We start from the raw sequence: 22,806 nt of genomic DNA on the forward strand, positions 1-22,806 counted from the left end.
GCAACTCATGCGGCGACCGGTTGGGGTGCGGCGACGAGCGTGTCGACGCAGTTGCGCACGATCTGCCGGCCGTGGTCGGTGAAGATGGACTCGGGGTGGAACTGGAGCCCGATCGTCGGGGCGAAGCGGTGCGCGACCGCCATGATCTCGCCGTCGTCGGAGACGGCGGTGACCCGCAGGTCCTCCGGGACGGATCGGGCGTCGACGACGAGCGAGTGGTAGCGGACCACGGAAATCGCCGGGGGCAGCCCGGCGAAGGCGCCGGTGCCGTCGTGGAAGACGACCGACCGCTTGCCGTGCATCGGCCGGCGGGCCCGGACGATCCGGCCGCCGGCCGCCTGCCCGATGCACTGGTGGCCGAGGCAGACGCCGAGGATGGGCAGCACCCCGGTGAACCGGCGCACGGCGGCCAGGGAGATCCCGGCCTGTTCGGGGGCGGCGGGCCCGGGGGAGATCAGCAGCAGCTCGGGCCGGGCGGCGGCGATGTCGTCGAGGTCGACCTCGTCGTGGCGGCGGACCACCGTCTCCAGGCCCAGGGTGCCGAGGTACTGCACCAGGTTGTAGACGAACGAGTCGTAGTTGTCGATGACGAAGATCATGCGAGGCTCCGGTCGGACTGGATGCCCAGCGCGCGGGCGGTGGCGGCGAGCTTCGCCAGGCATTCGGCGTACTCGTCCTCGGGCCGGGAGTCCGCGACGATGCCGGCCCCGGCCTGCAGGCTCACCGTGCCGGGACGGAGCACCGCGCTGCGGATCGTCAGATACGTGTCGAGTTCGTCGGGGGCGATCAGGCCGACCGCACCGGAGTAGTAACCCCGGGCGGCGGGCTCCAACTCGTCGATGATCTCCATGGCCCGGACCTTCGGCGCTCCGGTCATGGTGCCGGCCGGGAAACAGGCCCGGAGCACCGCCTCGGCGCCGGCCTCCGGGTCGAGCTGGCCGACCACGTTGGAGACCAGGTGCATGACGTGCGAGTACCGTTCGACCACCATCACCTCGTCCACCAGCACCGACCCGGGCCGGCAGACCCGGCCGAGGTCGTTGCGGGCGAGGTCGACGAGCATCCGGTGCTCGGCCGCCTCCTTCTCCGAGCCGAGCAGCTCGCACTCGTTGGCCCGGTCCAGCGCGGGTGTCCGGCCGCGCGGGCGGGTGCCGGCCAGCGGGCGCAACCGGGACCGGCCGGAGCGCAGCGTGACGAACGGTTCCGGCGAGGCGCCGACCACCGCGAGCGACCGCCCCCGGTAGCAGAACTGGAACGGCGACGGGTTGACCGCGACCAACCGGCGGTAGAGGTCCAGGCCGGACCGATCGGTGGCGATGTCCCAGCGCAGCGAGAGGACCACCTGGAAGATGTCGCCGTCGAGGAGGTACTCGTGGGCGCGCCGCACCGCCGTGGCGAAGCTGTCCCGGTCGAAGGAGGCGCGCACCGGGGGCCGGGTCGAGGGCCGGACCGGGTCGTCCCGCGCGGTCCCGGCCGGCCGGTCCGGTGCGGCTGCCGGCCGCCCGGTCGCCGGGGGGCGGCCGCCGGCCAGCGTGTCGGCCGCCCGGGCCGCCTCGGCGGCGCTACGCCCCAGGCCGACCACCTCGGCGTCGCCGGTCGCCACGTCGAAGGCGGCCACCGCCCGGGGCACCATGAGCAGGTAGTCCGGTACGACCCGGGCGTGCCGGCCGGGCAGTTTCTCGAAGCCCCGGGCCGCCTCGTAGGAGAGGAAGCCGAAGGCGGAGCGCAGTGGCGCCGGCAGCGGTTCGGTGAACCGCAGCTCCGCCAGCAGCCGCATGATCCGGGCCAGCGGGTCCGGGCCGGCGGCGACGGGGAGTGGCCGGCGCGTCTCGTCGACGGCGACGACGGTGTCGCCGTCCGCGACCACCCGCAGCAGTGCGCCGACCGCCAGCAGCCGGGTGGGCCGGCCCTGCACCGGTACGGAGTCGACGAGCATGAACTCCCGGTCGGCGGGGAGCGCGTCGGCGTACGCCTCGGCGGTCGCGCCCGCCGGCAACGCGCGCCGGCACACGTGGATCTCAGGCATGGGCCGGCACCCGGAACTGGGTCCGTTCCTGCGGGGTCACCTCGCGTCCCATCGCGTAGCGGAAGGCGGCGAGCTGGATCGCCCGCGGCGGGCAGCCCTCGACGAAGATGCCGAGGTCGCGCTGCTCGTAGAGGCAGTTCCCGACCAGCACCACCGCACCCCGCCGGGGCGGCGGGACCGGGTGCGGCCCGGCGATCACGGTCATCTCGCCCGGCCACCGGCGCAACTCGTCGGCGAGCGCCTGCATCGCCCCGGCGATGTAGCGCTGGCAGGCCGGACAGGCCCGGTCGGCGTGGACGTGGATGCCGGGCCGGGGCACCTCGATCCGTACCGGCGCGCGGCGCAGGGTGAACGCCACGTCGGCGAGGGTCTCGCCGACGATCTCCACCTCGGCCGGGTCGGCCGGCCCGAGCCCGCGCCGGTGCGCGTCGGTCAGGTACGCGACCTCTCCCGGGTCGAACCCGGCGGCGGCGCCGACGACGGCGTCCACCGCGACCGCGTTGGTGCCGGCGGCGACCAGCCCGACCCGCCGGGGTATCCCCTTCATCGGGTAGTTGCCCTCGATCGCCACGGTGGCGTCGGCGACGACGAGGTGCTGCGGGCGCAACAGGTTGAGGTCCACCGTGGACTCGTCGACCCCGGCCATGTGCACGATCCGGGTGGTGTACCCGGGGAGGAGGCCGACCAGGTTCTTCATCGCGTTGGAGTAGACGACGCTGGCGTGGGTGCGCAGTTGCGGCATCCCGATGAAGTAGTCACAGTCGAGCACGACGTCCGGGATCGCCATCGGCACCCGCAGCGAGGTGGCGCCGGGGATGTCGGTGACCCGCAGCGGGCAGTCGTCCAGGCTGAGGATGCGGGCGTAGCGGGCGGTCTCGTGGTCGCCGAGAAGCTGGTAGATCTGCCGGGTGCGTTCGGCGACGACCACCTCGGCCCCGGTGGCCGCCACCCGGGCGGCGACGGCCGCGACCAGGTCGCGGTTGGTCTGGAAGCCGTCGGCGAGCTGGAACATGTTGGGCTTGACCAGCACCGTGTCACCGCTGCCGAGGTGCCGCAGCGGGTCGTCGAGCAGCTCCATCACCCGGGCGACCGCGGCGTGCGCGGCGTCCCGGTCGGCGCCGGCCCGGGCCAGCGCGACCCTGGTCACGACGGCTCCTCCTCGATCACCACGGCCCGGGCCGGGGCGGCCTCGGCACCGGCGACCTTGATCGGCAGGGCGAGGAGCCGTACGACGGTCTGCCGGACCTCGTGCAGGTTGGTGACGTACTCCAGCAGCGGGATGCGGGCGCCGAGCAGCCGCTGGTGCACCGGGGAGGCGGTGTCGCCGGGACGTTCGGTGAGGCAGTCGAAGCCGACCAGCACGGCACCCCGGTCGACCGCCCAGTCGGCGGCCGAGGGCGTCAGGTACGGCGGCCGGTCCCAGTAGTCCGGCGCGCCCCAGTTGTGCCGCAGGTAGTCGGTGCGGATCAGCAGCCGGTCCCCGGCCCGGAAGACGGTGCCGACGGCGGCCTCCAGGTCGTCACCGGTGACCGGTTCGAGGTCGCGCTTGTGCGACAGGTCGGCGACGCACGCCCGTCCGATCAGGACGGAGAGCGGCACCTGGTCGATGCCCTCGCCGGAGGGGTCGAAGTGGAGGGTGTACTCGATGTGGGTGGCGTTGTGCGGGAAGAGGTCGAGGCGGGAGAAGGTGCGTTTGGTGCCGTTCGGGTCGGTCTCCGGTGTCATCGCCCGATGGAGCGCGAACTGCGGAAACCAGTCCGCCGGGTACGACGGCATGCCCGGGTAGTAGCCGTGGGTGATGTCGATCAGACGGGTCATCCGTCCCTCCGTCACCTGTCGGATCCGGCTCTGTCGATGCCAGTGAAACAGTGGCACATGACAGGAGTCAACCCCGAGCATGACAATGGTAAGGTCAACAGACGTCTATGGCCGGATCTCCGGATCCGGTCGCCGCCACCGGACACGAGCGGAAGGCAGACGATGGCAGCGACAATCGCGATATTCCGGGAGGGCGTCTCCGACGACGCGGTCGCGCGGACCGTGGGCACCCTGCGCGAGGCCGGGCACACGCCAGTGGCGTGCCTGATCGGCGGGCGCCGGCTGCTCATCTTCGACTCCGACGACAGCCCGGCGCTCGTCGAGCGGCTCGAAGGGCTGCCGGCGATCGCCCAGACCATGCTGGCACTCGACGGCTCGCCCCTGGCCCGGCGGTTCGACTCCGACATCCGGACGGTGGTGGACCTCGGCACCGCCCAGCTCGGCAACGGCGGCATCGCGGTGCTGGCCGGGCCGTGCGCGGTGGAGAGTGCGGCGCAGTTGCGGTGCACCGCCACCGAGGTGGCCCGGCTCGGCGCCGCCGGGCTGCGCGGCGGGGCGTACAAGCCGCGCACCTCGCCGTACTCGTTCCAGGGGCTCGGCCGGCCCGGCCTCGAACTGCTCGCCGAGGTCGGGCGCGAGTGCGGCCTGCCGGTGGTCACCGAGGCCGTGGACGAGACCTCGGTGACCGAGGTCGCCCGGTACGCCCAGGTCATCCAGATCGGCGCCCGCAACGCGCAGAACTTCGCGCTGCTGCGCGCGGTCGGGCGTACCCGCCGCCCGGTGCTGCTCAAGCGGGGGTTCGGGGCGACGGTCGACGAGTGGCTGGCGGCCGCCGAGTACATCCTCGCCGGTGGCAACGGCGCGGTGATCCTCTGCGAGCGCGGGATCCGCAGCTTCGAGCGGAGCACCCGGTTCACCCTGGACCTCTCCGCGGTCCCGGTGGTGAAGCGGCTCAGCCACCTGCCGATCGTGGTCGACCCCAGCCACGGGACCGGCCGCGACTACCTGGTCCGGCCGATGGCGCTGGCAGCGGTGGCGGCCGGCGCCGACGGCCTCCTCGTCGACGTGCACCACAACGCCGGTGCCGCGCTCTGCGACCAGGACCAGGCGCTCGGTCCGGCCGACTTCGCCGGGCTCCTCGACGACCTGGGCCGGCTCGCCAAGGGACTGGGTCGCCGACTCACCCGGCCGGCCTCGGCGGGTTCGCTGGTGGGCTGACCCTGGGCTGACCCTGGGCGGGGCAGGGCGGGCGGGGCGGGGACGGCTCGGCACCGGGCGGTGTCCCGCTACCGCCGTGGGCGGTGCCGCTGCACCCGCTACCGCCGTGGGCGATGCCGCCCGGCCGCCGCTACCGCGGCCGGTGCAGCCGGTCCACCTCCCGCCAGGCCCGGGACGCCCACCGGTAGGCGCCCATCGCCTCGTACGCCTGGGCTGCCGCCCGCAACTGCTCGATGGCCGGCTCGGGACGCTCCAGCGTGGCCAGGGCCCGCGCGTGCAGTTCCAGGACCCGGGCCCGGTCGACGGGGGTCAACTGCGGATCCGTCGAGGCCAGCAGGTCGACGCAGCGTCGCTCGGCGCTCGCCGGATCCCCGCTGGCCAACTCGTAGCGGGCGGTCACCACGGACAGGCGCAGCCGCTGGCCCGGCTGGCTGTGGTGCCGCAGGGCCCCCTCCGCCTGCTCCACGTACGCGCGCACCCGTGCCAGGCTCGCCCCCGCGGAGAGCAGGATCGAGGCGGCGGAGCGGCAGAACCACACCCACTCGCCCCGGTTGAGGAAGCCGTCCGCCAGCTCCTCCGCCCGGGTCAGGTGCGCCACCGCCCGCTCGACGTTCTCGATGACGGCGTATCCGACCGCCGCGGACCAGTGCGCCCAGCCGATGGTGACCGGCCGTCCCACCCGGGTCGCCGATTCGATCATCAGGTCGACCAGGGCGTCGACGCCCTCCACCTCGCCGAGGTCGCAGCGGAGCACGACGAGCATGCCGAGCGCGCGGATGTGTTCGGTGGTGCCCTCCCGGCCCTCGGTGCGGAGCAGGTCGAGGGCGTCCCGGATGATCTGCTCCGCCCGGCGTAGCCGGCCGGTGTCCCAGGCGACGTCGGCCAGCGAGGTCAGCACGCGCAGCCGGACGTCGGAGACCTGTTGCCGGGTGATCCGTTCCAGCTCCTCCAGGAGTTCGAACCGTGCCCCGTCCTCGCCGAGGGACTGCAGGACGCTCTCCAGCGAGAGCCCGGCCGAGGTCATCCAGTAGGCGTCGGTCCCGGCCGCCGCCCGGCGGTAGATCTGCGCGAAGGCGTCGCGGGCGCCCTCGGCGTCGCCGAGTTCCATCGCGCTCCGGGCACGCAGTTGCAGCGAGAGGTAGTCGTCGTCACGGCGGCCGGCCTCGCTCTCCGCGCCGGTCAGGTCGGTGCCGGTGAGCTCGGACGGGGAGACCGAGAGGCGGCGGGACAGCAGGAGCACGATCTCCAGGCTCGGGGTCCGCTTGCCGGACTCGAGCATGGAGACGTAGCTGGGGTTGGCCACTCCCTCGGCGAGTTCGGACTGGGAGAGGCCGGAGCGCAGCCGGATCTCGCGCAGTCGGCGACCGAACTCGGGTTGGGCGACGGAACCGGTAGAAACGTTCATATACATTCCATCGTTACGGCAACGGTTCGCTCACTTTGTGTAATAAATGCGAGCGAATATCAAGTGTATTGGCTGGCAGGTCCGAGACGTCGTCCCCGGTCGGCGTGGCTGGACCGGAGCTTGGTTCCCATGTCGATGGAGCTACGCTCCGTTGACCTGTCTGACACAGGCTGCTAATCCTCCCGGCCCCTTGTCATAGTCTCCGTGTGGCGCGACCACGGTCACCGGTCGGTGACTCTCCGGGTGCCCTGTCCGGTCGGGTGCACTACCCTCGGGTCGGACGGCGGGTACGTGGGGAGGGGCCACCTGGTGGACGACGGGATCCTGCTGGTCGTCGAAAGTGGATTCCAGGACCACCGGGAGTACGTCCTCCGCGCGCTGAGCGGCCGGCACCGGCTCTGGCTGCTGGCCGGGCGGCAACCGACGTGGGAGCTTCCCTATCTGACCGGGTACACCGTGGTCGAGACGATGTCGGTGACGGCGCTGACGGCGGCGGTGCGCGGGCTACGGAACCCGGTCGCCGGCGTGCTCTGCTATGACGAGCTGCGGGTGGTGCCGGCGGCGGAGCTGGCCCGCGCCCTCGGCCTGCCCGGGCCGTCACCGGAGGCCGCCCGCGCCTGCCGGGACAAGGCGATCTGCCGGCGGCTGCTGGACCGGGCCGGAGTGCCGCAGCCGCGGTCCGTCCCGGTGACGGACCTGCCCGGCGCCGCCCGCGCCGCCGAGCGGATCGGTTACCCGGTGGTGGTCAAGCCCCGGGACATGGCCGGCAGCGTCGGGGTCTGCCTGGTCGAGGATCCGGTGCAGCTCGCCGAGGCGGTACGCCACGCCCGGGCGGTCGTCTTCGCGGGAGTGCCCCGGCACGCGGGTTTCCTGGTCGAGGAATACCTGGTCGGTCCGGAAGTCAGTGTGGACACCGTCGTCCGGGACGGTCGCACGGTGCCGGTGGTCGTGGCGCACAAGAGTCAGGACCTGAAGCCGACCTTCGAAGAGACCGGGCATCTGGTGCGGGCCGGCGACGATCTCCTCGCCGACGCCGCGCTGACCGGGATACTCGCCGCGGCGCACCGCGCGATCGGCTGGACACACGGGATCACACACACGGAGATCCGGCTGACCCCGTCCGGGCCGCGGATCGTGGAGATCAACGGCCGGTTCGGCGGCGACCTGATCCCGTACCTCGGGCAGCTCGCCACCGGGGTCGACCTGCTGGAGGCGGCGGCGGCGCTCGCTCTCGGCGGCACCCCGGCGCTCACTCCCGGCCGGACCTGCGCGGCAGGCATCCGCTGGCTCTACCCCGCACACGACATGCGGGTCACCGACATCCACGTCGACTGGTCCGCGATGCCACCCGGTCTCTGGGAGCTGAAGCTGCTCGCCACCCCTGGGCAGCGGTTGCGGCTGCCGCCCCGCCAGCACGTCCTGGACCGGCTCGGGCTCGCCGTCGCGGTCGGCGACACGGCGGAGTCCTGCCGGCGCACCCTGGATCTGGTGCCCCGGGCGGTCCGGGTGACCGGCACCCGGCTGCCGCGGGAACGCTGACCGTTCCGGTCGGCTGCCCCGACCGGAGAAGATCAGCTCGCGTCTATCGAAACCTGCTCTTGAAGTCATGGCACGAGTGGGTTTACATGAGAGTATGACAAGAGTCAGGGACGGCGCTGTCTACAGTCAAGAGATCGGTGTCGCCGGATCGGGCTCCACGGAGGACGGCTGCGCCGCCGAGGCGTTCCGGCGGGGCATCGCGCTCGTCCGGCAGCGCTCGCGCCACTCCGACCCCGCGGGGGAGACCTGCCTCGCCCTGGCCGAGGCGGCGCTCGCCGCCGCCACGCTGACCGGCCCGCACGCCGGCTGCGGCTGCCGGCCGCCGGAGCGCTGCCCGGCCTGCCACCTCCGGGAGGTCTTCGACGGCGCCCGCGCCGCCGTCAGCAACGCCCGGTTCGCGGTGGTCGCCGCCGCCGACCGGCAGCGGCTGGCCAGCGGTGTCGCCTGCGTCTGCCCGGATGCGGACCGATGAGCGGACCGATGGGCGGGCCGGACCGTGGCGCGAAGATCATCGCGACCTTCCGCGAGGCGCCCGCCCCGGCCCGGATCCTCATCTTCGGAATGCTGGTCAACCGGATGGGCGCCTTTCTGCCCTTCTTCCTGGTGCTCTACCTGACCGACCGTGGCTACTCCGCCGGGGACGCCGGGCTCGCCCTCGGCGCGTACGGGTTCGGCGGAGTGATCGGTGGCCTGGCCGGTGGCTGGCTGACCGACCGGATCGGCTGCCGTCGCACCATCGTCTACAGTTCGGCGGCGACCGGCGCGCTGACCGGCGCGGTCTACCACGCACCGAACCTGCCCGCCGTGCTCGCCGTGGTGGGGCTGGTCGGCGCACTGGGCTACGCGTACCGTCCGGCCTCGTCCGCGCTGCTCGCCGACATGGTGCCGCCGAGCCGCTACACCATGATCTTCGCGATGTACCGGCTCGCGTCCAGCGTGGGCACGGCGGTCGGACCACTCATCGGCGCGGCCCTGGTGGCGTGGAGCTTCGGCGCGCTCTTCTGGACCGAGGCGGTCGCGCTGCTGGCACTCGCGCTGCTGGCCTACGCCCTGCTGCCGGCCGAGCCGGCGCCGGCCGCCGCGCCGGCCGCCGCGCCGGCCGCCGCGCCGACCGGCGCCGGGACGGGTGCCGGAACCGCCGCCGTCACCCCGGCCGGTACGGAGGGGGAGCGCGGCACGATCCTGCGGGACCACCGTTTCCTGCTCTTCCTCGGCACCGTCTTCGTGGTGACCCTGGTCTACTTCCAGCACCTGTCGACGCTTCCGCTGCACGTGGTCGAGTCCGGCTACCCCACCGCCCTCTACGCCACGCTGCTGAGCCTCAACGCGATCGTCGTGACCACCTGCGAACTTCCCCTGACAAAGATCGTGCAGCGCTGGTCGTTCCGCACCGCGCTCGCGCTCAACTACGCGCTGATCGGCGTCGGCATGGCGCTGTACGCCTTCCCCTGGGGGATCGTCGGGATCTTCGTCGCGACGCTGGTCTGGACCCTCGGCGAGATCATCGGTGCCCCGACCTTCTTCTCCTATCCGGCCCGGGTGGCACCGGCGGGAATGCGCGGCCGCTACCTCGGCGCGGCCAGCGCGGTGCAGAACCTCGGCTTCGCCGTCGGGCCCGCCGTCGGCACCGTGCTCTGGGCGCTGACCGACCGCGCCTTCTGGCTGATCTGCGGTGCCGTCTGCATGGTGTCGCTGCTCGGCATCCGTGGCGGCGTGCTGCCCGGCAACGCCTCGTCCGACACCACACCCGCCCCGACCGGCACGCCGGCACCCGCCCCGACCGGCACGCCGGCACCCGCCCCGACCGGCACGCCGGCACCCGCCCCGACCGGCACGCCGGCACCCGCCCCGACCGGCACGCCAACCTCCATACCGGAACCGGCCGGCGAGCCGGAGAAGAGCGCCCTGGAGGCTTCATGAAGACCCTGCTGATCGTCGCGTCCTCCGCCAACCAGGACCTGCTGCGCACCCCACGCGAGCTGGGGCTGCGGGTCGTCGTCGCGGCCAAGCGGGCGCCCGCCGACCCCGCCTGCTACGACACCCACCTGGCCGTCGACGAGATGGACGAGCACGCCGTCGCCGCAGCCGTCGGCGAGTACGTGGCGGCCGGTCACCGGATCGACGCGGTGGCCTGCTTCCACGAGGGGGCGCTGCGCGGCGCGGCCCGGGTCGCCGCCGACCTCGGACTGCCGGGCAACTCGCCGGAGGCGGTGATGGCGATGCGCGACAAGGCCGCCACGATGACCGCGCTGCGCGCCGCCGGGGTGCCCTGCCCCCGCTCCGAACTGGTCGGTTCGGTCGAGGAGGCGGTGGCCGCCGCCGAGCGGATCGGCTATCCGGTGGTGGTCAAGCCGCAGTCCAGCGCCTCCAGCCAGGGGGTGGTGAAGGCCGCCGACGCGGAGTCGGTCGCCACCGCGTACCCGATGATCGTCGGCCTGCCGGAGCGGGCCGAGTTCCGGCAGGGCGAGTACGCGGTGCCGAACGTGAGCGCCATCTACATGGACCCGGAGCGGCGGGGCGTCCTCGTGCAGGAGTTCCTCGACGGCCCGGAGTACGCCGTCGACGTCGTCTACACCGGCGGCCAGGTCTTCGTGCTCGGCATCCACGACAAGCCCTCCGAGTGGGAGGGCGACTATTTCATCGAACGGATCTACGTCACCCCGCCCGACCTGGACCCGGAGGCGTACGACGAACTGGTGCGGATCGCCTCCGCCGCGCTGGTGGCGGTCGGCGCCGGCACGGGTGCGGCGCACATCGAGGTGCGCCGCACCACCGACGGACCGAAGATCATCGAAATCAACGGCCGCCTCGGCGGCACCACGGCGTTCGTCCAGGAGTCGCTCCGCGCCGCCAGCGGCGTGTGGGGACCCCGGGAATACCTGCGGGCGGTGCTCGGCGAGCGTCCGGAGGTGGCACCGCCGAGCCGTACCGCCGGGTTCACCGCACTGCTCGCCGAACGGACCGGCCGGATCACCGGCTTCGAGGGCGAGGAGGAGACCCGGCGCATCCCCGGCGTCCAGGCGATCCGCTGGATGTCCCGGCCCGGCGACGACGTCGTGCTCGAGTACCCCGCCAACCCCGTCTCCTGCTTCGCACTCGTCCTCGCCACCGGCGACAGTCGCAAGGACGTTCTCGCGGCGCTGGCCAGCGCCGAACGCACGCTGCGCCCGGTAATCAGCACGGCCGGCTGAGCCCCGGGCGCGGCACCCGGACGTGGCCTCCTCGGGCCACACCCGTCATCCCTCCAACGGAAGGAACGCGCATGCTCGTGCTCGGGGTGAATCTCAGCCACGACCGCTCGGCATGTCTCCTCCGCGACGGCGAGATCGTCGCCGCGGTCGAAGAGGAGCGACTCGACCGGATCAAGCACTCCGAAGGCTTCATGATCGCCGGCCACTTCGAACGGCTGACCAAGGTGATCCCGATGAAGGCCATCACCTACTGCCTCGACGCCGCCGACGTCGGCATCGACGAACTCGACCTGGTGGTGGGCAACCGCCCGCTCCGGGACGGCGCCGTCGAGCGCCTGCGGCGGGAACTGCCGATCCGCGACAAGACGAAGATCCGCTCCCTGCCGCTCCCCTCGCACCACCTGGCCCACGCCTACACCGGCTACTTCACCTCCCCGTACGAGGACGCCGCCGTCCTCGTGGTGGACGGCGTCGGCAGCCGCATCCCGGGCAGCGGGCGGATCGAGAAGCACACCATCTTCACGGCCGAGGGGACCACCCTGAACCGGGCCGCGGGCGCCAGCTACGCCCCGGACGCCAGCGACGTCGGCCTCGGGCTCTTCTACGAGTTCTTCACCGCGAAGCTCGGCTTCGTCACCCGCTGGGGGCACCCGACCTGGGGGATGTACGGCTGCGGCGGCTACACCGAGGCCGGCAAGACGATGGGCCTCGCCCCGTACGGCCGGCCCCGGCCGGACTGGGGGACGCTGCTGCACCTCGACGGCGACGACATCCGGGTGGACGTCGCCGCCCTGGAGAAGGCGTACGCCGAGTGGCACGCCGCCGACGGCGACGGGTACGACCCGGCCGCCCCGGAGTCCTGGAACTCCCAGTTCGCCATGGACGTCGCCCGCAAGGCCCAGGACGAGCTGGAGGCGGCGATGCTGCACCTGGCCCGGCGGGCCCGCGAGGTCACCGGCCGGTCGCGGCTCTGCCTGACCGGCGGGGTGGCGCTCAACTCGGTGGCGAACCAGCGGATCGCCGCCGAAGGGATCTTCGACGACGTCTTCGTCTCCCCGCCGGCCGGCGACGCCGGGGTGGCGATCGGCTGCGCCGCCTACGGCTACCACGAACTGCTGCGCGGGTCGCGGCGGCGGCACCTCGCCTCCGCCGGGGTCGGCCGGGTCTACCCGGACGACTCGGTGCGGGCGGCGCTGGACGCGGTCGCCGACCGGGTGGAGGTGCGCGAGGCCGGCCTCGACGAGGTCGCCGACCTGCTCGCCGAGCACCGGGTGGTGGCCTGGGTGCAGGGTGGCTCGGAGATCGGGCCGCGCGCGCTCGGCCAGCGCAGCATCCTGGCCGACCCCCGGCACCCGGCGATGCGGGACTACCTCAACATCGTGGTCAAGCACCGGGAGCCGTTCCGGCCGTACGCGCCGTCGGTCCTTGCCGAGCACGCCGACGAGTGGTTCGAGATGACCGTCGACAGCCCCTTCATGCTCTTCGTGCCGGAGGTCCGCGAGGACCGCCGGGCCCGGGTGCCGGCGATCACCCATGTGGACGGTACGGCGCGGGTGCAGACGGTCGACGCCGAGGTCAATCCCCGCTACCACGCGCTGATCAGCGCCTTCCACGAGCGGACCGGGGTGCCGGTCGTGCTCAACACCTCGTTCAACGACGCCGGTGAGCCGATCGTGGAGACCCCGGCGGACGCGGTGCGGACCTTCCTCAACACCGAGCTGGACCATCTCTACCTCGGCCCGTACCTGGTGCGGAAGCGGGACCGGGCGACCCCGGCGACGCATCCGGCGCACGAGCCGCTGACCGAGACGGTCCCGTCGTGACCGGGCTGCGGGTCGGAGCCGCGCCGCCGGCCGGGGAGGCGCCCGCCCCGGCGACACTGCAACGCGGGCTGCGCTCCCGGCAGATCAGCATGATCGCCATCGGCGGCGCCATCGGCACCGGGCTGTTCCTCGGCTCGGCCGTGACGTTGGACCTGGCGGGCCGGGCGGCCGTCGTCACGTACGCCATCGGGGCCGTCGTCGCGCTCGCGGTGATCTACGCGGCTATCGAGATGGCGGTCGCCCACCCGGAGGTCAACGGCTTCGGCGGGATGGCCCACCGCTACCTCGGGCCGCTCGCCGGCTTCGTGGTCCGGTGGCTGTACTGGGCCGTGGTGACGGTGACCATGGGCGCCGAGGCGGTGGCGATCGGCGTCTACCTGAAGTACTGGTGGCCGGGGCTGCCGATGTGGATACCGGTGGTCGCGGCGGCCGGTGCGGTGGTGGTGGCCAACCTGGCGACCGTACGCCTCTTCGGCACCGCCGAGTACTGGCTCTCCATGGTCAAGGTCTCCGCGATCGTGGTCTTTCTCGTCCTCGGCGTCACCTACCTCTTCGCCGGCCTGCCGGACCGGCCGGCGCCGGGCCTGGCCGCCTGGTCCGCCGACGCCCCGTTCCTGCCGCACGGGCTCACCGGGCTCGGCGCCGCGATGATCCTCACCATGTTCAGCTACGGCGGTACGGAGGCGCTCGCGCTCACCGTCAACGAGTCGGTGGCGCCACGGCGGGACCTGCCCCGGGCCGCCCGGTGGACGATCTTCCGGCTCGGGCTCTTCTACGTGTTGACGATCTTCGTGGTGGTCTCGGCGCTCGCCGCGCTCGGCACCCCGACCGGGGAACTCGCCGCCAGCCCGTTCGTCGTCATCCTGGACTGGGTCGGCCTGCCGGCCGCGGCGGCGGTGATGAACTTCGTCGTGCTGACGGCGGCGCTGTCGGCGCTCAACACGCTGATGTACGTCGCGGTCCGCACGCTGTACTCGCTGGGCGCGGACCGGCAGGCCCCGGCCTTCACCGCCCGGCTCTCCCGCCGGGCGGTACCGGCCGGCGCCGTCCTCGCCTCGGCGGGCGGGGTGGCGGTCGCGGCGGCGGTGAGCGCGCTCTCCCCGGAGACCGCGTTCGCCAAGATGCTCGGTGTCTCGGCGTTCGGTGGCCTCACCTGCTGGGCGCTGATCCTGGCGACGTATCTGGCGTTCCGCCGCCGCCGTCCCGGCGGGGATGGCGGCGCGGGTGGGCCCGGCGAGGAGGCCGCGGCCTCACCCGGCTTCCGGCTCGCCGGTGGCGAGCTGACCGGCGCGGTCACCCTGGTCGTGCTCGTCGCGATGGTGGTCGGGATGGCGTTCGTGCCGATGTTCCGGGACGCCTGGTACGTCGGCGCGCCGTTCGTGCTGGCGATCGTCCTCGGGTATTTCGCCCTCCGGAGGCGGCACGGCGTCGGATGACTCCGAACCCTTCGCGCCCGGGCCGCCGCGACTGGCGACCCGGGCGCGTCGGGCGGCGGCGCGCACCTCGTCGAGCACCTGTCGAAGCGGCCGGCCGGTCGTGGTCGCGGCCGTTCGGGCCTCGTCGTACTCCGGCTGCACGGTCACCACCTCTGCGCCGAGGAGGCCGCGCTTCACTCCGACGGGCCGGCCGTGGTAGTCGACCACGACCCGGTCCCGGGGCAGCGCCAACCGGCGCGTCGGGTGGGACCGGACGCCCAGCGCGGAGGTGTGCCGGAAGATCGCCGTGCTGACCGCGTCGGCCACGGCGGGCGCGGCGAGAACCGTGAGTACGTGGCCGGGGCGGCCCTTGCGCATCAGCACCGGCGTACACCAGGCGTCGGCCGCGCCGACCTCCCGCATCGTGGCCAGCACCTCCGGCCAGAGCCGCGGATCCAGGTCGTCCACGGTGGTCTCCAGCACCAGCAGGTCGTCACCGCGTGGCGGGTCCGCCCCGGCGGCGCCGTCGGTGAGGACGACCCGCAGCACGTTGGCGTGGGTCGCCGGGTCGCGGCGGCCGGCACCCACCCCGATCCGCCGGGGCGTGCCGGCCGGCAGCGGCCCGAAGCCGGTGGCGAGGGTGGCGAGGAGTGCGGCCCCGGTCGGCGTGCAGAGTTCGCCGGCCCCGGCGTGCGCGGCGGTCGGCATCCCGGCCTCGGCGAGCAGCCGCAGCACGGCCGGGGGCGGCACCGGCAGCGGGCCGTGCGCGGTGCCGACCGTACCGCTGCCGACCGCGACCGGCGAGACCACCACCTCCGCCTCCAGCAGGCCGAGCGAGTGCAGCGCGAGCGCGCAGCCGAGTACGTCGACGATCGCGTCCAGCGCGCCGACCTCGTGGAAGTGCACCTGCGCCGGCTCGATGCCGTGCACCGCGGCCTCGGCGCCGGCCAACCGCAGGAAGACCCGGCGGGCGAAGTCGGCGGCCGGCGCCGGCGCCGGGTCGAGCAGGGCCAGGACGTCGGTGAGGGTGCGGCGGTGCCGGCTCTCCGGCACCTCGACCCCGGCGTGCAGGGCACGCAACCCGTGCCGGCGGGTCTCCCGGAACGCCACCCGGACCGGTTCCACCGGCAGCCGGCCGAGGCCGTCGAGGACGAGGGCGCGGTCCGCCCCGGCGTCGACCAGGGCCGCGAGCAGCATGTCGCCGGCCGCCCCGTTGCCGGCGTCGATCCAGCCGACGGTGGTCATGCGCCGGCCGCTGCGGACCTGTGGACGGTTCGGGCGATCCGGGCGGCGGCGACCCCGGCGCCGAAGCCGTTGTCGACGTTGACACAGACGACCCCGGGGGCGCACGAGTTGAGCATGCCGACGAAGGCGGTGAGACCGTCCAGGTGCCAGCCGTACCCGACACTGGTGGGCACCGCGATCAGCGGCACTCCGATCAGTCCGCCGAGCACCGACGGCAGCGCCGCCTCCATCCCGGCGACCGCCACCACCGCGTCGGCGGCGGCGATCCGGTCCCGCTGGGCGAGCAGCCGGTGCAGCCCGGCCACGCCGACGTCGACCACCAGGTCCGGCGTGGCGCCGAAGACCCGTACCGTGGTGGCGCACTCCCGGGCGACCGGCAGGTCGGAGGTGCCGGCGCAGACCACCGCGACGGCGCCGACCGGTGCCGGTGGCGGACCGAGCGTGACGGTCCGGGCCACCTCGTCGACCTCCGCCGCCGGCAGGTCCGCGCGGATCAGGGCGATCATCGGCGGGGTCAGGCGGGTGGCGAGCACTGCCCGGTCGGGATGGGCGGCGGCCAGCCGCCGCAGGGCGGTGACCACCTGCTCGGGCGTCTTGCCCGCCCCGAAGACGACCTCCGGGTCGCCGGTGCGGGCCGCCCGGCCGAGGTCCAGCCGGGCGAACCCGAGATCCGCCTCGCGCTCTCCGATCTCACTCACTGCCCCTGACTATAGTCAGGGGATCGACCGGCGGAAATGCCCCGAGATCGAGAAGGTGAGCCGCCCCGTGCCGAGACCGTGACACCGGCGTTCCCGACCGCGAGCGTGCTACGGGAGTTCCAGGAACTCCCGAAGCGCCGTCTCGACGGCTCCCATCGTGGTGTGCGAGACAAAGCCGTGATTGTCGCGCAGTGCGGTACGGTCCAGGACCTGCACGACGCCGTGAATCCTGACGTACGCTCCGGCGAGCGGATCGTCGGCGTCGAGGCGTACCACCAGATGGTTCGGGTGCGGTACGTCGCGGACAACGGTCAGGGCCCAGATGGCGAGCTCGTCGACGCTGTTGTATTCGTCGTTGCTGATCACCAGCACGCGGTGCCGGGCGCTGCCCCGGAGCAGGGTCCAGATCTGCCCGCGTCTCACCACTGCGAGTCACGTAGGGCGATGTCGTTACTCTCCTCGATCAGCGCCCGGTCCTGCTCGGCCTGTCGGGCGGAGCGCCGACGCAGGTACTCGCCGTACGCCTGAGCCGCCTCCCGCTGGCGTGCCCGGCGTGCTTCCGGGAGGAAGCGGCGCACAGCCTCGACCACGGCGGCGGACGCGTTGCCCTGGCTGTGCAGATAGGCGGCGACGTCGTCGGGCACGCTGATGCTGAGCTTTACGGTCATACTTTCATCCTACCGCGAGGACAGGATGACGCCGGTCTTTGCAGCCGGGAGCGCAGGGCTGCGGTCAGCCGCGTGGGTCGGTGACGGCGCCGAGAAAGAGGATCGTCCCGGTCTGCTGGTCGGAGATGGTGAACGCGAACGGCCGGTCGACGCGGAACACGGTCTCGGCCAGTCGCGCCGAGACGGCCATCACCCCGCCGGAGACGGCGGCGGCCTCGGTGCCGCGCTCGTCCACCCGCAGGTAGGTCTTGTGTACGACCGTCTCCAGCCACGGCGCGGCCGGAGACATCGGTCGGAAGTCGGCCCGGCCCGGGGTGAACGCGGCGGAGACGCCGAGCCGGCGTAGCGGTTCGGTCAGCTCGCCCGTCCAACGCAGTTCGAAGCGGGGCAGGACGAGTTCGTCGACGGTCTGCCCGGTGAGGCTGCCGACGGCGGCGCGCCACTCGGCGGCGTCGAGCGAGCCGACCAGGCCCTCCAGGGTGTTGCCCGGATCCGGCAGCATGATCTCCATGCCGTACCGGCCGTCGTCGCCGTAGGGCAGCCGCAGCATGCGGTAACCGTCCCGCTGCGTGTGGCCGAACGTCTCGCCGGTCAGGTGCATCGTCGGCACCTCGGCCGTTTCGCCGCCGGGCAGCGTGAACGGTGCCGGCCGGGTCCGGGCGGGGTCGAACCGGGTCGTCCACTCGGCGAGGAAGTAGACCGCGTTGAGTAGCACCAGGACCGCCGCCGGGTCGGGCAGCCCGAGGTCTGTGGCGATGTCGTCGATGAGCCCGTCGGTGTGCTCGGCCGCCCAGGCGTCGATCTTCTCAGCGGTGTCGGGCGAGCCGAGATCGGCCTCCTCCACGGTGGCGCCGAAGGTGCGGCGCAGGAACGTCAGGTACTCCTCCTCGAACGGCCTGCCCCGGTCGGCCCAGAGCGAGTCGGCCACCGAGAGCGTCACCTCGTCGGTGTCGGCCAGCCTCCGCAACAGCGCACCGACCCGCACGTCGCGCCGGTCGCCGAGGCGCAGCACCCCGCCGATCTCGGTGGCGGTGTCGCCGCCGGCACCGGCCAGCAGCATGGCCACCAGTACGGTCATCGACAGCGGTGCGACGACGGTGTTCCGCTCGCCGCCGGCCACCTCACCGAAGAGGTCGAAGGCGAAGTCGTTGACCGCCCGGCCCACCGCCTCGGCGTCGCCCGGCGCGAGTTCGGCGACCAGCCGCGCGTCGATACGCGCGGCGTCGCCGGGCGGTTCGGCCGTGCCACAGCCGGCCAGCAGCATCGCAGCGGTGACCAGGACCGCGCAGGCGCGGGTGGGTAGCGTCGCGGCATGTCGGGGCGTGTGCACGATCGACCTCCTGTCCGCCGGTTCGACGCCGGTCGAGCCGGGCCGGTTCCGTGCCCGCATGCGACGCCGACGCCCGGCGGCGGGATCGAATGGCCGAAAGTACGACGGTTCCGGTGCCGGCGTGGACTTCCGGCCGACGAGCCGGGACGGCGGTGCGGGCGAGGCTTCCGGGCATGTCACGGCACGGTTCAGAGAACATCGACATCGACATCGTCGACGGCGGCCGGCTCCGGCCAGCCCCGCAGGGGAGAGCGGACACTGCCACACCCCGGCGGGAGCGGATCGCCGCTCTCGACGTACTCCGGGGCTTCGCCCTCTGCGGCATCCTGCTGGCGAACGTGAAGCCGATCGCCCACCGCGGCGGCGGACCCAGCGCCGAGCACCTACCGGAGCCGACCGTCGCGTCGGTGCTGCACCTGATGGTCGACCAGCGGTTCTTTCCGATCTTCTCGTTCCTGTTCGGCGTCGGCTTCTCGCTGTTGCTGGAGTCGGCGCGGGCGCGGGCCCGGCACCCCCGGGTGGTGCTGCTGCGTCGGCTGCTGGCGCTGCTGGCGATCGGCCTGTTTCACTTCCTGGTGTTGTGGCGGGGTGACGTCCTCGCCGTGTACGCGGCCGTCGGCCTGTTGGTCCTGCTCCCCGCCACCTGGCTGCCCCGCCGCGTGGTGGCGATCGCCGCCGGGGCGCTCGTCGTGCTCCCGGTGGCCCTGCTCGGCGGCTGGTACTCGGTGATCCCCGGTCTCTTCCTGCTCGGCTCCGCCCTGACCCGGTACGGGGTGATCGCGCGGATCGACTCCGGTACGCGTACGACCGCGGTCCTGGGGTCGGTCTTCGCGCTCGCCGCCGTGCCCGTGGCGCTGCTCCAGTCGCACGCCGGCTCGACGGACCCGGGCGGTACGGCGTTCCGGATCGCCTATCCGACGGCCGGGTTGCTGACCGCCGCCGCCTACGTCTGCGGGATCCTGCTGCTGATGCGGACCCGGCTGGCCGGAGCGTTGACCGCCGTCTTCCGGCCGCTGGGGCGGATGGCGCTGACGAACTACCTGACCGCGACGGTGCTGGTGTTGCTGATCTCCGGCCTGGTCGGCGGCTCGGACCGCTGGCCGGTCGGCGGGGTGGTCGCGGTCGCCACGGCGGTGCTCCTGGTGCAGTGGAGCTGGTCGGTACTCTGGCTGCGCCGGTGCCGCCAGGGCCCGGTCGAGTGGCTGTGGCGTTGGGTGACGTGGTGGCAGCGGCCCCCGCTGCGACGCGACCGGCCCGCCCGCTCCGACGCCACCCGTTGACACCCGCCCCCGATCGAGCATGCGAGGCCCGATGACCTCCACCGGTACGCGCACCGGCCCGCAGCGGGTCGGCGCGCGCATCGGCCTGCGCCGGTCCGGCACGCACATCGGCCTGCGCCGGGTCGGCACACCGGGTTGGTTGGCCGAGGCCGCGTTCGGGGTGCTGCTCGCCGCCGGTCTCGTGGTCGAGGCGTCGGCGACGGTGAGCCGCCGGCCGTCCTGGCCGGTCGGTGCGGCACTGCTGCTGATCACGGCGGTGGTGTGCGGGGCGGCGCTGCTGCGACGGCGGTTCCCGGCCCGGGCGGCGGCTGCGGCGATCGTCCTCTGCGCGGTCGCCGAGCTGATCGACTGGCGGACCGACCGGCACGGTCAGCCGGCCCCGGTCGCCTGCCTGGCCCTGCTGGTGGTGGTCGCCTCCACGGTGCGTTCGCTGCCCGGCGCGGCGGGTGCCGTCGCGGTCGCCGCCGGCTCCGGCGTGGTCGCTGTCGGCACCGTCGAGCGGTACGCGACCTACCTGGAGCAGGACGTCCCGAACGCCCGGACCGCGACGCTGGTGATGGTGGTCGGCTGGGCGGTCGCGGTCACCGTGGGCCTGTGGCGGCGGCTCGGCGACGCGCGGCGGCGGGCGATGGTCGACGGGGTACGGCGTACCGAGCGGCTGGCCCTGGCCCGTGACCTGCACGACGTCGCGGCCCACCACCTGACCGGTCTGATCATCCAGGCTCAGGTCGCGCAGCTCGACGGCGACGCCGACCCGACCGCGCGCCGGGCGGCCCTGGCCGAGATCGAGACGGCCGGAACCCGGGCGCTCGGCTCGCTGCGCCAGGTGGTGCGGCTGCTCCGCGACGACGAGCCGACGGTCGCGGCGACGCCGGACTCCCTGACCGAGCTGGTGGAGCGCCTCACCGCCACCGGCACCGGTGTTCGCGCTCGGTTGGAACTGCCCGACGGTCCCGTCCCGCCCGACTGGCCGCCGGAGGTCGCCGTCGGCGTGTACCGGATCGTGCAGGAGGCACTGACCAATGTGGCCAGGCACGCCCGGGACGCCCGTACCGTCACGGTGACGCTGGCGCACGACGAGCGGAGGGTCCGGCTGCGCGTCGCCGACGACGGGAGGTCCGGCCCGTCGGCCGGGCCGGGTGGGCACGGTCTGGTCGGGATGCGTGAGCGCGCCGCCGCGCTCGGCGGTGAGCTGAGCGCCGGGCCGGGTGGCGCGACCGGGTGGGTCGTCGAGGCCAGCCTGCCGGCACCGGGAGCGCGATGACCATCCGGGTGCTCGTCGCCGAGGACCAGGCGATCGTCCGGCGAGGGCTTCGGCTGCTGCTGGAGAGCCAGCCGGACATCACGGTGGTCGGGGAGGCCGCCGACGGTCCGGAGGCGGTCAGCCTGGCTCGGGAACTCCGGCCGGATGTCTGCCTGGTGGACATCGAGATGCCCCGGTTGGACGGCCTCGACGTGACCCGGGCGCTCGCCGGTCCGGCCGTGCACAGCCCGCTGCGGGTTGTGATCATCACAACGTTCGACCTGGACGAGTACGTCCACGGCGCGCTCCGGGCCGGCGCGGTCGGGTTCATCCTCAAGGACTCGGGACCGGCCCTGCTGGCCGAGGCGGTCCGGGCGGCACACGCCGGTGACGCGATGGTCTCGCCGTCGATCACGATGCGGTTGTTGAAGCAGTTCGGCCCGATCGCGCCCCGGCCGTCGCGCCGACCCGTCGCGGCGTTGACCGACCGGGAGGTCGAGTTGGTCAGGTGCCTCGCCCGGGGGCGTACCAACCAGGAGATCGCTCAGGAACTCTTCGTCTCGCTGAGCACGGTGAAGGCGCACGTGGCCAACGTCGGGGAGAAGCTGGGGCTGCGGAACCGGACCGAGATCGCCGCCTGGGCCTGGGAGAACAGGCTGGTCACGGAGACCTGAGCCGGCGGAAGGTGCCGGAGCGGGCCTCGTCAGGGTGCGGCGACGCCTGACGAGACCCGGCCGGGGATCAGCGGTGGAGGGGATCAGCAGTAGAGGTTGCCACCGGCCGGCACGCCGAGGATGCCGACGAACTGCTGGTATCTGGTGACGCGGCTCTGCACCTGGCCGGGGTTGCCGCCGTTGCACTCGATCGAGCCGTTGATGCTGCGGATGGTCTGGCCGAACCCGGCGCCGTTGACCATCGCGTTGTGCGGGGTCATGGTGCCCGGGCCGTTCTGGGTCATCCAGTACCAGATGGCGGTCTTCCAGGCCACGGCGGCGTCGTTCTGCACCAGCCAGGGGTTGGTCAGCAGCGGGAGGCCGAGGGCGTTGCCGGCGGCGTTGTAGTTGAAGTTCCAGCTCAGCTGGATCGGCCCGCGCCCGTAGTAGGCGGCCTGCCCGGCCGGGCAGCCGTACGGTTGGCCGGCGTCGCAGTAGTGCGGGTAGTTGGCGGTGTTCTGCTCCACGATGTGCACGAGCCCGCCGGTCTCGTGGTAGACGTTCGCCAGGAAGGCGGCGGCCTCCTGACGTTGCACGGTGGCGCTGCCGGTCTTGCTGAACGCCGGGTAGGCACCGAGCGCGGCTACCAGGCCGGAGTAGGTGTAGAAGGAGTTCCGGCCCGGGAACATCTGCTGGAACTGCGCCTCGCTGACCACGAAGCCGCCGGAACCGGGCGGGTTGGTGGGGGGTTGGCCGCCGCAGGTGTACGGCTCCCAGTACCAGGTGCTGATGATCGGGTCGTAGCCGGGGTTGTCGTGCTCGGCGATGTAGTACCGGCCGTCGGTGTAGCGCACGATGCTTCCGGCGGCGTACCAGGTGCCGGCGACCCAGTTCGGGTAGTTGCAGCTCCCCCCGGGTGGCGGGTTGGTGCCGCCGCCACAGGTGCCGAGGTCCTGCCAGACGCCGGTGGTGCCCGGCGGCGCCTCGTTCTGGGTCCACCACTTCGCCTGGTAGTTGCGCCCGTTGTGGGATGCCTGGTCGCCCTGCCAGTAGACGGCCGAGGATTGCCACGGCGCCGCGCAGGCGGCCGCCGAGGCCGGGGTCGACGGGATGATCGCCACGAGTCCACCGGCGACGACGAGCGCCGCGAGCGCGACCAGGGCGCGCAGTCTCGACATGTGGTCACTCTCCTTTCTGGGGGATACCTCGGCCGATGACCGGCCGCGCATCGACGGAAGTGACCGTAACATATTC

The 22,806-nt window shown here is 73.3% G+C and carries 20 protein-coding genes and 1 pseudogene; 10 read left to right on the forward strand and 11 right to left on the reverse strand.

Annotated features, from left to right (window positions below):
* Positions 1-5 precede the first annotated feature (5 nt).
* From ACN27G_RS06745 to ACN27G_RS06760, 4 genes are read right to left on the reverse strand one after another with little or no spacing between them, the layout of a single operon-like run.
* Positions 6-599 (reverse strand): anthranilate synthase component II, encoded by a 594-nt coding sequence (locus tag ACN27G_RS06745; RefSeq protein WP_421491909.1) that lies wholly within the window; start codon positions 597-599, stop codon positions 6-8.
* Complete coding sequence (locus tag ACN27G_RS06750; protein WP_421491910.1) at positions 596-2,026, reverse strand: anthranilate synthase component I family protein; 1,431 nt, start codon at positions 2,024-2,026, stop codon at positions 596-598. Before ACN27G_RS06750 ends, ACN27G_RS06745 begins: the two co-directional genes overlap by 4 nt.
* Positions 2,019-3,173 (reverse strand): DUF362 domain-containing protein, encoded by a 1,155-nt coding sequence (locus ACN27G_RS06755; protein ID WP_421491911.1) that lies wholly within the window; start codon positions 3,171-3,173, stop codon positions 2,019-2,021. Before ACN27G_RS06755 ends, ACN27G_RS06750 begins: the two co-directional genes overlap by 8 nt.
* Entirely contained in the window at positions 3,170-3,844 is a 675-nt protein-coding gene (locus ACN27G_RS06760) for a cyclase family protein (RefSeq protein WP_421491912.1), read from the reverse strand. The genes ACN27G_RS06755 and ACN27G_RS06760 overlap by 4 nt, the downstream gene beginning before the upstream one ends.
* Positions 3,845-4,006: 162 nt before the next feature.
* Here ACN27G_RS06760 and aroF point away from each other — a divergent pair, with 162 nt between their 5' ends.
* Positions 4,007-5,062 carry a 3-deoxy-7-phosphoheptulonate synthase gene (aroF, locus tag ACN27G_RS06765; RefSeq protein WP_421491913.1) on the forward strand — a complete coding sequence of 352 codons (1,056 nt, stop codon included), beginning with the start codon at positions 4,007-4,009 and terminating at the stop codon, positions 5,060-5,062.
* 130 nt (positions 5,063-5,192) lie between these two features.
* Here aroF and ACN27G_RS06770 read toward each other — a convergent pair whose 3' ends face one another.
* Positions 5,193-6,467, reverse strand: coding sequence for a helix-turn-helix domain-containing protein (locus tag ACN27G_RS06770; RefSeq protein ID WP_421491914.1), 1,275 nt, complete (start codon positions 6,465-6,467; stop codon positions 5,193-5,195).
* Positions 6,468-6,776: 309 nt separating this feature from the next.
* Between ACN27G_RS06770 and ACN27G_RS06775 the strand changes: the two genes are divergently transcribed.
* From ACN27G_RS06775 to ACN27G_RS06800, 6 genes and pseudogenes are all read left to right on the forward strand, one after another.
* Positions 6,777-8,006 carry an ATP-grasp domain-containing protein gene (locus ACN27G_RS06775; RefSeq protein WP_421491915.1) on the forward strand — a complete coding sequence of 410 codons (1,230 nt, stop codon included), beginning with the start codon at positions 6,777-6,779 and terminating at the stop codon, positions 8,004-8,006.
* Positions 8,007-8,100: 94 nt separating this feature from the next.
* A complete protein-coding gene (locus ACN27G_RS06780) occupies positions 8,101-8,478 on the forward strand; it encodes a hypothetical protein (RefSeq protein WP_421491916.1) in 378 nt (125 codons plus the stop codon).
* A complete protein-coding gene (locus ACN27G_RS06785) occupies positions 8,475-9,926 on the forward strand; it encodes an MFS transporter (protein ID WP_421491917.1) in 1,452 nt (483 codons plus the stop codon). Before ACN27G_RS06780 ends, ACN27G_RS06785 begins: the two co-directional genes overlap by 4 nt.
* Positions 9,923-11,197, forward strand: a complete 1,275-nt coding sequence (locus ACN27G_RS06790; RefSeq protein ID WP_421491918.1) for an ATP-grasp domain-containing protein — start codon at positions 9,923-9,925, stop codon at positions 11,195-11,197. The genes ACN27G_RS06785 and ACN27G_RS06790 overlap by 4 nt, the downstream gene beginning before the upstream one ends.
* Positions 11,198-11,268: 71 nt before the next feature.
* Positions 11,269-13,020 carry a carbamoyltransferase gene (locus ACN27G_RS06795; RefSeq protein WP_421491919.1) on the forward strand — a complete coding sequence of 584 codons (1,752 nt, stop codon included), beginning with the start codon at positions 11,269-11,271 and terminating at the stop codon, positions 13,018-13,020.
* Between the two features lie 89 nt (positions 13,021-13,109).
* Positions 13,110-14,381 (forward strand): annotated as a pseudogene (locus tag ACN27G_RS06800) (amino acid permease); the annotation flags it as partial.
* Here ACN27G_RS06800 and larC read toward each other — a convergent pair.
* The 5 genes from larC to ACN27G_RS06825 all read right to left on the reverse strand — a co-directional run bounded on the left by larC (position 14,271) and on the right by ACN27G_RS06825 (position 18,376).
* Entirely contained in the window at positions 14,271-15,680 is a 1,410-nt protein-coding gene (gene larC / locus ACN27G_RS06805; protein WP_421491920.1) for a nickel pincer cofactor biosynthesis protein LarC, read from the reverse strand. The pseudogene ACN27G_RS06800 and the gene larC sit on opposite strands and share 111 nt — an antisense overlap.
* A complete protein-coding gene (larB, locus tag ACN27G_RS06810; RefSeq protein ID WP_421491921.1) occupies positions 15,677-16,378 on the reverse strand; it encodes a nickel pincer cofactor biosynthesis protein LarB in 702 nt (233 codons plus the stop codon). The genes larC and larB overlap by 4 nt, the downstream gene beginning before the upstream one ends.
* A gap of 108 nt (positions 16,379-16,486) precedes the next feature.
* The gene (locus ACN27G_RS06815) at positions 16,487-16,801 is read right to left on the reverse strand and encodes a type II toxin-antitoxin system PemK/MazF family toxin (RefSeq protein WP_421491922.1); all 315 of its coding nucleotides are present in this window, start codon (positions 16,799-16,801) and stop codon (positions 16,487-16,489) included.
* Positions 16,798-17,046 carry a hypothetical protein gene (locus tag ACN27G_RS06820; RefSeq protein WP_421491923.1) on the reverse strand — a complete coding sequence of 83 codons (249 nt, stop codon included), beginning with the start codon at positions 17,044-17,046 and terminating at the stop codon, positions 16,798-16,800. The genes ACN27G_RS06815 and ACN27G_RS06820 overlap by 4 nt, the downstream gene beginning before the upstream one ends.
* A gap of 64 nt (positions 17,047-17,110) precedes the next feature.
* Entirely contained in the window at positions 17,111-18,376 is a 1,266-nt protein-coding gene (locus tag ACN27G_RS06825; protein ID WP_421491924.1) for a serpin family protein, read from the reverse strand.
* Between the two features lie 173 nt (positions 18,377-18,549).
* Between ACN27G_RS06825 and ACN27G_RS06830 the strand changes: the two genes are divergently transcribed.
* The 3 genes from ACN27G_RS06830 to ACN27G_RS06840 are packed head-to-tail and all read left to right on the forward strand — an operon-like array spanning position 18,550 to position 21,573.
* Positions 18,550-19,656, forward strand: coding sequence for a DUF418 domain-containing protein (locus tag ACN27G_RS06830; protein ID WP_421491925.1), 1,107 nt, complete (start codon positions 18,550-18,552; stop codon positions 19,654-19,656).
* Positions 19,657-19,687: 31 nt separating this feature from the next.
* The gene (locus tag ACN27G_RS06835) at positions 19,688-20,920 is read left to right on the forward strand and encodes a sensor histidine kinase (protein ID WP_421491926.1); all 1,233 of its coding nucleotides are present in this window, start codon (positions 19,688-19,690) and stop codon (positions 20,918-20,920) included.
* Positions 20,917-21,573, forward strand: coding sequence for a response regulator (locus ACN27G_RS06840; protein WP_421491927.1), 657 nt, complete (start codon positions 20,917-20,919; stop codon positions 21,571-21,573). The genes ACN27G_RS06835 and ACN27G_RS06840 overlap by 4 nt, the downstream gene beginning before the upstream one ends.
* An 83-nt stretch (positions 21,574-21,656) precedes the next feature.
* On the opposite strand, the gene ACN27G_RS06845 is transcribed toward ACN27G_RS06840, so the two are convergent.
* Positions 21,657-22,730: a glycoside hydrolase family 19 protein gene (locus tag ACN27G_RS06845; protein WP_421491928.1), complete on the reverse strand. Its 1,074-nt coding sequence runs from the start codon at positions 22,728-22,730 to the stop codon at positions 21,657-21,659.
* Positions 22,731-22,806: the final 76 nt, after the last annotated feature.

The organism is Plantactinospora sp. WMMB334 (assembly GCF_049179095.1).
Taxonomy (GTDB): domain Bacteria; phylum Actinomycetota; class Actinomycetes; order Mycobacteriales; family Micromonosporaceae; genus Plantactinospora.